Source organism: [Mycobacterium] manitobense, from assembly GCF_025821665.1.
GTDB lineage: Bacteria > Actinomycetota > Actinomycetes > Mycobacteriales > Mycobacteriaceae > Mycobacterium > Mycobacterium arseniciresistens.
This window is the reverse complement of sequence record NZ_JACKSJ010000064.1, coordinates 1-8,686: the sequence shown is the minus strand read 5'-3', so window position 1 is coordinate 8,686 and position 8,686 is coordinate 1. Positions and strand designations below refer to the sequence as shown.

The 8,686-nt window shown below is 69.8% G+C and carries 11 protein-coding genes, 2 tRNA genes and 1 pseudogene; 9 read left to right on the top strand and 5 right to left on the bottom strand.

Annotated features, from left to right (window positions below):
• The 5 genes from H7I41_RS09245 to H7I41_RS09225 all read left to right on the top strand — a co-directional run.
• The coding region (locus H7I41_RS09245) for a DUF3566 domain-containing protein (RefSeq protein ID WP_264012283.1) at positions 1-477 on the top strand (477 nt) is incomplete at its 5' end.
• Between the two features lie 56 nt (positions 478-533).
• A tRNA-Ile gene (locus H7I41_RS09240) sits at positions 534-607 on the top strand.
• A 161-nt stretch (positions 608-768) separates the two neighbouring features.
• Positions 769-841, top strand: a tRNA-Ala gene (locus H7I41_RS09235).
• Positions 842-886: 45 nt separating this feature from the next.
• Positions 887-1,366 (top strand): guanosine-3',5'-bis(diphosphate) 3'-pyrophosphohydrolase, encoded by a 480-nt coding sequence (locus H7I41_RS09230; RefSeq protein WP_264012284.1) that lies wholly within the window; start codon positions 887-889, stop codon positions 1,364-1,366.
• A complete protein-coding gene (locus H7I41_RS09225) occupies positions 1,363-2,190 on the top strand; it encodes a hypothetical protein (RefSeq protein ID WP_264012282.1) in 828 nt (275 codons plus the stop codon). Before H7I41_RS09230 ends, H7I41_RS09225 begins: the two co-directional genes overlap by 4 nt.
• A gap of 4 nt (positions 2,191-2,194) precedes the next feature.
• On the opposite strand, the gene cwsA is transcribed toward H7I41_RS09225, so the two are convergent.
• Positions 2,195-2,620, bottom strand: a complete 426-nt coding sequence (gene cwsA / locus H7I41_RS09220) for a cell wall synthesis protein CwsA (protein WP_264012281.1) — start codon at positions 2,618-2,620, stop codon at positions 2,195-2,197.
• Positions 2,621-2,748: 128 nt separating this feature from the next.
• On the opposite strand from cwsA, the gene H7I41_RS09215 reads away from it, so the two are divergent.
• Positions 2,749-3,276: a peptidylprolyl isomerase gene (locus tag H7I41_RS09215; RefSeq protein WP_264012280.1), complete on the top strand. Its 528-nt coding sequence runs from the start codon at positions 2,749-2,751 to the stop codon at positions 3,274-3,276.
• Between the two features lie 66 nt (positions 3,277-3,342).
• Here H7I41_RS09215 and H7I41_RS09210 read toward each other — a convergent pair whose 3' ends face one another.
• The gene (locus H7I41_RS09210; protein WP_264012279.1) at positions 3,343-3,759 is read right to left on the bottom strand and encodes a PH domain-containing protein; all 417 of its coding nucleotides are present in this window, start codon (positions 3,757-3,759) and stop codon (positions 3,343-3,345) included.
• Between the two features lie 155 nt (positions 3,760-3,914).
• The gene (gene crgA, locus H7I41_RS09205; protein ID WP_264012278.1) at positions 3,915-4,199 is read right to left on the bottom strand and encodes a cell division protein CrgA; all 285 of its coding nucleotides are present in this window, start codon (positions 4,197-4,199) and stop codon (positions 3,915-3,917) included.
• 122 nt (positions 4,200-4,321) lie between these two features.
• Between crgA and H7I41_RS09200 the strand changes: the two genes are divergently transcribed.
• The 3 genes from H7I41_RS09200 to H7I41_RS09190 are packed head-to-tail and all read left to right on the top strand — an operon-like array spanning position 4,322 to position 6,316.
• Positions 4,322-5,074 carry a DUF881 domain-containing protein gene (locus H7I41_RS09200; RefSeq protein ID WP_264012277.1) on the top strand — a complete coding sequence of 251 codons (753 nt, stop codon included), beginning with the start codon at positions 4,322-4,324 and terminating at the stop codon, positions 5,072-5,074.
• The gene (locus H7I41_RS09195; protein WP_264012276.1) at positions 5,074-5,610 is read left to right on the top strand and encodes a hypothetical protein; all 537 of its coding nucleotides are present in this window, start codon (positions 5,074-5,076) and stop codon (positions 5,608-5,610) included. Before H7I41_RS09200 ends, H7I41_RS09195 begins: the two co-directional genes overlap by 1 nt.
• Positions 5,611-5,641: 31 nt before the next feature.
• A complete protein-coding gene (locus tag H7I41_RS09190) occupies positions 5,642-6,316 on the top strand; it encodes an aminodeoxychorismate/anthranilate synthase component II (RefSeq protein WP_264012275.1) in 675 nt (224 codons plus the stop codon).
• On the opposite strand, the gene pknB is transcribed toward H7I41_RS09190, so the two are convergent.
• The gene (gene pknB, locus H7I41_RS09185) at positions 6,294-8,171 is read right to left on the bottom strand and encodes a Stk1 family PASTA domain-containing Ser/Thr kinase (protein WP_264012274.1); all 1,878 of its coding nucleotides are present in this window, start codon (positions 8,169-8,171) and stop codon (positions 6,294-6,296) included. The two genes, H7I41_RS09190 and pknB, sit on opposite strands and share 23 nt — an antisense overlap.
• A pseudogene (locus H7I41_RS09180) lies at positions 8,168-8,686 on the bottom strand (hypothetical protein); the annotation flags it as partial. The gene pknB and the pseudogene H7I41_RS09180, both read right to left, overlap by 4 nt.

The window sequence follows — 8,686 nt, the reverse complement described above, 5'->3', positions numbered from 1 at the left end:
CCGGTGCCGCGGCCCCCGCAGCGGCGCACCGGCACAGACCGGCCCGCCGAACCGGCGCCGCGGACGTCGGCCCCGACGAGCCGCGTCCACGTGGGCAGCAGTAAGCCGAAGGGCCCGGTGCGGGCCACCATGCAGATCCGCCGGGTGGACCCGTGGAGCGCGCTGAAGGTGTCGTTGGTGCTGTCGGTGGCGCTGTTCTTCGTGTGGATGATCGCCGTGGCGTTTCTGTACCTGGTGCTCGGCGGCATGGGTGTGTGGAGCAAGCTCAACAGCAACGTGGGCGACCTGCTGACCAGCGCAAGTGGCAGCACCGGCGGTGAATTGGTGTCCAGCAGCACCATCTTCGGCGGCGCGGCGTTGATCGGCCTGGTCAACATCGTGATCCTGTCGGCCATGGCGACGGCGGGCGCGTTCATCTACAACCTGACCACCGACCTCGTCGGTGGCGTCGAGGTCACGCTCGCCGACCGGGATTGAATTTGGGGCCGACGGCTGGATTACGGTAATCTTCCCGCTCGGCCGTATGCGATTACGGGCCTATAGCTCAGGTGGTTAGAGCGCTTCGCTGATAACGAAGAGGTCGGAGGTTCGAGTCCTCCTAGGCCCACGGGGCCGGCACAGCCGGCGGGCGCCCACGGAAGGGGCACCGATGAAGCTGGTGGTGGTCATCGCGATGGCGACAGCCGCGGCCGTCGCCACCGTGGTGTGGCGTTCGCGTCACGGCCCCGAGGTGTGGCACTCGGTCGACCACCCGGCTTGAACCCGCGAGGGGCCTTAGCTCAGTTGGTAGAGCGCTGCCTTTGCAAGGCAGATGTCAGGAGTTCGAATCTCCTAGGCTCCACTCCCCTGGTGTGACCGTGATCAAGAAGAGGTGCGGCGCATGGCTATCTCGGCGCTGTCCGATGCCGCTCTGATCGCGAAGGCCGACGACATTGCCCGCCGCGCCCACCTCGGGCAGGTCGACAAGCTCGGCCGGCCCTACATCGCCCACCCTCGGCGGGTCGCCGGACGTGTCGGCACGGCGGAGGCGAAGGCGGCGGCGCTGCTGCACGACGTCATCGAGGACTCCCCCATCACGGCGGCCGACCTCCTCGCCGAGGGCATCCCCCAGTCTGTCGTCGACTGCGTGATTCTGCTGACGCGTCGTGACGACGTTCCGGAAGCCGACTACTACCGGGCCATCGACGTCCACCCGCTGGCCCGCGTGGTGAAGCTGGCCGACCTGGCCGACAACTCCGATCCCGCCCGCCTGGCGCAGCTCGCCGAACCCACGCGGAGCGAGCTGCGCGCCAAGTACGGCCGTGCCTACACCGCGCTCGGTGAGCCCGAGCTGGCTGCCGCGCTGGGTGAGAAGTCGCCGGCTTGAGCCATCCGAGCCCCGAGCGTCCAGACCTGCCCGACGGCTGGGCGGACACGACAGGCGGCGTACGGGAACGCCTCGCGATCGCGGGAACGCTCACGATCGCGGCGGCGTCCACCGCGACCGCAGTCGCGGCCGCGCTCGGCGGGAACGTCGTGGCGGCCCGGTACTGCCTGCTCTTCGCACTCGCGATGGCTCTCGTGGCGGCGCTCGGAGCGGCCATCGGATTCCGCCGTGTCGAGCTCCCCGCGGCGCTGCGGACGTTGGGTGAGCGGGGTGGCGTCCCGGCGACCGAGATCCGTTGCTCGGGAGCGCAGTTCGCGCTGCTGGTCTCGGTGACGGCGTGCTGCGCGGCGTTCTGTCTCATGGCAGCCGTCGAGGTGTTCGTCCGCCATGGCGGGCCTGCCGCCGCGACCGCTCTGCTGGCGGCGGGCGGGCTCTTCTTCGGCTCGTTCGGAGCGGCGGCGGCCTTCGGCCGCATCCGGCGTGGTGGAGTGACGCTCTCCGGTCGTGGCATCGCCCATCGCGGATGGAGCTTCGAGTCACGATTGGAGTGGCCGGCCATCGCGGGCATCACGCCGGCATTCAACGGCCACCCGACAATCCTCGTCATCGGGTACACGAACGCCGACTGGGACCGCCGGTACACGACACGACTCTGGCGAATCGATCGCCTCCCGCCGGTACCGATGATCGAGGTGGACTGCCGCCGGTTCGACCTCGATCCCCACGCCCTATACGGCTACCTGGCGGCCTACGTCGAGTCTGCGGACGCGCGCAGCGAGCTCGGGACCGAAGCGGCCCTCACGAGAGCGCGGAACGTGCGCTGAGCCGTCACGGCCTTGGCGTCACCTCGACGCTGGGCGGAAGCGGCGACGGCTGGGGTTTGTTGTTCCGGCGCACGACCGAGAAGGCCACCGCCCCACCGGCCAGTACCGCGGCGGCGACGGCGGCGACGACCAGCGGCCGGCGGCGCCGCTGCGGCGGTGTGCGCACGTCCTGCAGCACCTGCGGGAGGTTGACCACCACTTCCTGGGCGGCGGCGAGCTCTCCGGCGATCGCGCTCTGCGCGGCGGCGATCTCCTTGCGCAACCGGCTCTTGCGGTACTGACGGCGCAGGGTCGCCGTGGTCGACTGCGCCGAGTCGACGCCGAGGCCGAGCACGCCCCGGGTGACGTCGACGGGCCCCACCGCGGAGTACTTCAGGCCCCGGGCCAGGCGCTCACGCGGGGCCAAACGCGCATCGGTCTTCGAACTCATCTCTGCCCTCTCTGCGGCCGTGCAACGGTGCGCTCCACCCTGCCATCATCGCCGGTGCCGCGGCGGGCAATGCCGCGACAGTGGGTGGCGTGCGCGCGCCCGATCGGCGGATGGCACACTGACTTCCCGTGACGAGCCCCATTCAGACAGCGACCGCGACTTTGCACACCAACCGCGGCGACATCAAGATCGCACTGTTCGGTAACCACGCACCCAAGACCGTCGCCAACTTCGTCGGGCTGGCTCAGGGCACCAAGGACTACAGCGGCGAGAACGCGTCCGGCAGCACGTCCGGACCCTTCTACGACGGCGTCATCTTCCACCGCGTCATCGACGGCTTCATGATCCAGGGCGGTGACCCCACGGGCACCGGCCGCGGCGGACCCGGCTACCAGTTCGCCGACGAGTTCCACCCCGAGCTGCAGTTCGACAAGCCCTACCTGCTGGCCATGGCGAACGCGGGCCCGGGCACCAACGGCTCGCAGTTCTTCATCACCGTCGGCAAGACGCCGCACCTGAACCGCAGGCACACCATCTTCGGCGAGGTCGTCGACCCGGAGTCGCAGAAGGTCGTCGACGCCATCGCCACCACGGCGGTCGATCGCAGCGACCGCCCCACCGAGCCGGTCGTGATCGAGTCGGTCACCGTCTCCTAGGCTTCCCGCGCGACTTGTGGAGTCTCGGCCGCGTTCGCCGCGGCTGAGACGCCACAAGTCGCGTTCCTATTTTCCGGCGTAACCGGCCTCGGTGAGTGCGTCCAACACGCTTAGCGGATCCGTCCCCAGATCCCACCGGGTGAACACCTGCAGCCGGTCGTCGGCCGTCTCGATCTCCAGCAGCCGCACGGTGCGTGCGATGCGGCGGAACTCCGTGATCCGGATGAGCTTGATGTCGGCCCGCTGCAGGATCTGGGTGCGCGTCCACCCGCGAATCGCGAGCCCGTCACCAGTGATTGCCAGTTTCGGGCGCGCACGCCACGACATGCTTGCAAACGTGAGCAATCCCACCGCGGCAATGCCGGTGAGGACACGTCCGGGCGCGTCTGTGATGAGGGTCACAGCGGCCGCAGCCATCATAAGCCCGAATATGCCGCATGCGGCGATCCCCATGGTGGAGGGGCTCCACTCAGTTTGCTGCATGGCTCCCTAAGGGGCTTTTACCGTTGCGAATGGATCTATCCACAGGTGCTATCCCCAATGGGGATGAATCACACGGATGTGATTGGCCGGGCCGGTCGTTGCTGGAGCGGTAACGTCCTGAACATCATTTGAATTCAAAACGTCGGACGGGCCGGTCAGCGCCAGCGCATCGTGAGCAACAGGCCGGTGATCATGAAGGCAAACGCGATGGCGTAGTTCCACGGGCCGAGATCGGCCATCCACTGCAGCATCCCAGGGGTGTCGATCGGGTTGGTCGCGGCGAGCTGGAACACCAGCAGCCAGATCAGGCCGATCAGCATCAGGCTGATGAAGAGCACGACGAACCACACGCTGGACGGCCCGGCCTTGACCTTCACCGGTGTCCGGCTGACCGGGCTGATGGTGAAGTCGTTCTTCTTGCGGACCTTGGACTTGGGCATGGGTACCTTCGCGGACGATCGGCGCCGCACACGTCGTCATCGGTGCGGATACCGACCACGCAGTGCGACGATGGAGTTGCATCAAAGAGCCTAACGTAGCCACCGACCGGAAAGGCCAACCGATGGACCAGCGACAGCGCCGCTCGGCCTGGCGCTTCGGCGTCCCGGTGGTCTGCCTGCTGGCAGGCGTGCTGTTGGCTGCCACGCACACGGTGGCCGGTGGTGACGAGATCCGGCGCAGCGACGCCCCCCGCCTGGTGGACCTCGTGCGTGACTCCCAGCAGTCGGTCGATCGGCTCACGGCCGAGCGGGACGCCCTGTCGGGCCGGGTCGACGCCCACCACGGCGGCTCGCCGGGCACCGATGCTGCGCTGGCCGCGATCACCGCGCGGTCCGACACCCTGGCCGGCGAGGCCGGGCTCGATCCGGTGCGCGGGCCAGGGCTGGTCGTCACGCTGAACGACGCGCAGCGCGACGCTGAGGGCCGATTCCCGCGCGATGCGGCACCCGACGACCTGGTGGTGCACCAGCAGGACATCCAGGCCGTGCTGAACGCGCTGTGGAGCGCAGGCGCCGAAGGAATCCAGATGCAGGACCAGCGCATCATCGCCACCTCGGCGCCGCGCTGCGTGGGCAACACCCTGCTGCTCAACGGCCGCACGTACAGCCCGCCCTACGTCGTCACCGCGGTGGGCGACGCGGCCGCCATGCAGGCCGCCCTGTCCGCCGCGCCCCTGGTGACCCTGTACAAGCAGTACGTCGTCCGGTTCGGCCTCGGCTACACCGAGGAGACGCGTGCCGACGTCGAACTGGTCGGCCACACCGAGCCCGTCCGGATGCGCTACGCGAAGCCGGCAGGCCCGATCGGCTACTGATGGCCGATGACGGCCGCTGGCTGGCCTACCTCTACGAGACCCATCCTCCGGACCAGTTGCGGCGATGGGCGCCCAGCCTGCGGTACTTCCGCTTCTGCCGCGCGTTCGGCGGCCACGCCGGCGACGGCGACTCCCTGCGGGCCGCGATTCGCGCCACGACCGAAGCCGAGGTGCGGACGGTCCTCGCCGGCCTCGGTCTCGACGCCACGGCGGTCGCCGACGATGCACCCCGCCCGGTTCCCGGCGTCGGCTACCGCGGCGACGCGTACGCCGGGTTGCCGCGTCGGATCGATCATCTGCCGCACCTCGCGCAGCCCGGCCACGTCGACATCGGTGGCGTGCGGGCGTTCGTGTGGGTGCGCGCCACCCGGGTCGAGATGTCCCTCCACGACGGCGGTGAGGTGACGCGGAAGGTGGTTGATTCGGCGTTGCGGATCGAGCCGCACCTGGCGCCGTTCGCCGCCGGCGTCCTCGACCCGCCGCTCGACGACCCGCACTGCGTCTGCCCGAAGTACCACCCGCACCTGTGGCGCTGAGCCCGCGAAATCACCCGGGTAACCTGGCTGCGTGCAGATCCTGGTCGTCGACAACTACGACAGCTTCGTGTTCAACCTCGTCCAGTACCTGGGCCAGCTCGGGGTGAACGCGCAGGTGTGGCGCAACGACGACCAGTGGCTGAACTCCGAGGCCGACATCGCCGAGGTGGCCGACCAGTTCGACGGCGTGCTGCTCAGCCCGGGGCCCGGCACCCCGGAGCGGGCCGGGGCGTCCATCCCGCTGGTGCGGGCGTGCGCCGCGACGGCCACCCCGCTGCTCGGCGTGTGCCTGGGTCACCAGGCCATCGGCGTCGCGTTCGGCGCGACCGTGGACCGCGCCCCCGAACTGCTGCACGGTAAGACGAGCGTCGTCCACCACGCCGACACCGGTGTGCTGCAAGGGCTTCCGGATCCGTTCACGGCGACGCGGTACCACTCGCTGACCATCCTGCCCGACACGGTGCCTGCCGACCTCGAGGTCACCGCCCGCACCGCCGGCGGCGTCATCATGGGTGTGCGCCACGCGGAGCTGCCCATCCACGGCGTCCAGTTCCACCCGGAGTCGATCCTCACCGAGGGCGGACACCGGATGCTGGCCAACTGGCTCGGCTACTGCGGCGGCGCCCCGGACGAGGCGCTGGTGCGCCGGCTGGAAGACGAAGTCGCCGACGCGGTGGCCGCCGCTACGCAGCGAACGCCAGCGTGATCGATCCGTCGTAGTTGACGCCGGTGCCCGGCGGCGGGCTCTGGGACACCACCGCGTTGAGCCGCTGACCGCTGTCCCGCACGTCGGCGGCCCGGTCCAACGGCCCCACCCAGCCCAGTGCCTGCAGGCGCGGGAACGCGTCCGACCAGAACTGCCCGACCAGGTTCGGCATGATGAACTGGTTGCCCTTCGACACCCGCAGCGTGACCGGGGTGTTCTTCGGCACCGACGTCCCTGGCCCCGGATCGCACGCCAGGACCTCGCCCGACGGCCGCGGGCTGTCCACCGGAGCGGTGAGCACCGTGGTGAAGCCGATGGTGTTCAGGTTGCGGGTCGCCACGTCCACGGTCTGGCCCTCGCAGTCGGGCACCGGAAGTGATCCCGGGCCGGAGCCGACCACGATGGTGATGACGTTGGTGATCGCCGATGTCGAGTTGGCCGGTGGCACCGTCGCCATCACCCGGCCGCTCTGCTCCGGCGTGGACTCCGAGGGCTGCTGCTGGACCTCGTCGAACCCGGCGTCGGCGAGCTTGCGCACCGCCTCGGCGTAGGTGCCGCCGCGGACGTCGGGGACCTCGCGCTGCTCGGGTCCGGTGGACACGTTGAGGGTCACCTCGTCACCGGCGCCCACCTCGGAGTTGGCCTGCGGCGAGGTGCTGATGACGTGGTCGGGCGGCACCTCGGAGTTGGGTTCCTGCTGGGTGCGCACCCGGAAGCCGGCGTTCTGCAACTCGGCGATCGCCTCGGCCGACACCTGGCCCTGCACGTCGGGCACCGCCACGTCGCGGGTCTCACCGCCGAACATGTTGATCGCCACGGTCACGACCACCGTCAGCACGGCCAGCACCGCCACCGCGATCAGCCAGCGTCCGACCGATCCGCCACGGTCACTGCCTGCGGCGCGGGGCTCGGGCCGCGGCATGTAGTTGATCTGCTCGGTGCGGTCGTGGCTCGGTGTGCCGGTCATGAACGACGTCCGGTCGGCGTCGGTGAGCACCTTCGGCGCGTCGGGCTGCTCGCCGCTGTGCACCCGGACCAGGTCGGTGCGCAGGTCGGCGGCCGTCTGGTAGCGGTTGTCCGGGTTCTTGGTCAACGCCTTGAGCACCACGGCGTCCAGCTCCGGGCTGATGCCCTCGTGGCGCCGCGACGGCGGGATCGGGTCCTCGCGGACGTGCTGATAGGCCACCGCGACGGGGGAGTCGCCGACGAAAGGCGGCTCACCGGTGAGCATTTCGTAGAGGACGCAGCCCAGCGAGTACACATCGGAGCGTGCGTCGACGGTGTTGCCGCTGGCCTGCTCGGGGGACAGGTACTGGGCGGTGCCGATCACGGCGGCGGTCTGGGTGACGCTGTTGCCGCTGTCGGCCAGGGCGCGTGCGATGCCGAAGTCCATCACCTTCACCGCGCCGGCCTTGCTGATCATGATGTTGGCGGGCTTGACGTCGCGGTGGATGATGCCGTGCTGGTGGCTGAAGTTCAGCGCCTGGCAGGCGTCCGCGATCACCTCGAGCGCCCGCTTGGGCGGCATCGGACCGTCGTTGTGGACGATGTCGCGCAGGGTGACGCCGTCGACGTACTCCATCACGATGTAGGGCAGCGGCCCGGCAGGCGTCTCGGCCTCGCCGGTGTCGTACACCGCGACGATGGCCGGGTGGTTCAACGCAGCGGCGTTCTGCGCCTCACGGCGGAACCGGAGGTAGAAACTCGGGTCGCGGGCGAGGTCGGCGCGCAACACCTTGATGGCGACGTCACGGTGCAGTCGGTTGTCGCGCGCGAGGTGGACCTCGGACATGCCGCCGAAGCCGAGGATCTCGCCCAGCTCGTAACGGTCGGACAGATGCTGTGGGGTTGTCATGTCTGTTCTGGGAGCCATATGTGTTCGGAGACGCGTGTCTGGTGTACCGCAGGAGTCACCGGCGGCCGTTCGGTCGCGCCGAGTAGGGATACCCCGAATCCCGCGTCGACATGACTTTCCGTTCCGATTCGGCCCTGACCAGGCATTGCCGTCGGCGATGCAGGGGGCGATCCGGGAGGTGTGGTCTCGGTGATGGTGTTGGTGATCGTCGGCGCCGGCGACTGCTGGTCGCGACGGTCCTGGGCGTTGAGCACGATCAGCACCGCGATCACGATGGCCAGCGCACCGAGCACGCCGGCCGCCCAGAGCAGCGCCCGCTGGCCCGACGAGAACGTCCGCCGCGGCGGGGGCGGCCGGTGACCCGTGGTGACAGGACGCGAACGGGCCGCCGTCACCGGAGCCCCGCCGGTCATGGCCGCACGGTTCTGCGCCGCCGACGGCACCGCGGCAGGCTCACCGGAGCCCCGCCGGTCATGGCCGCACGGTTCTGCGCCGCCGACGGCACCGCGGCAGGC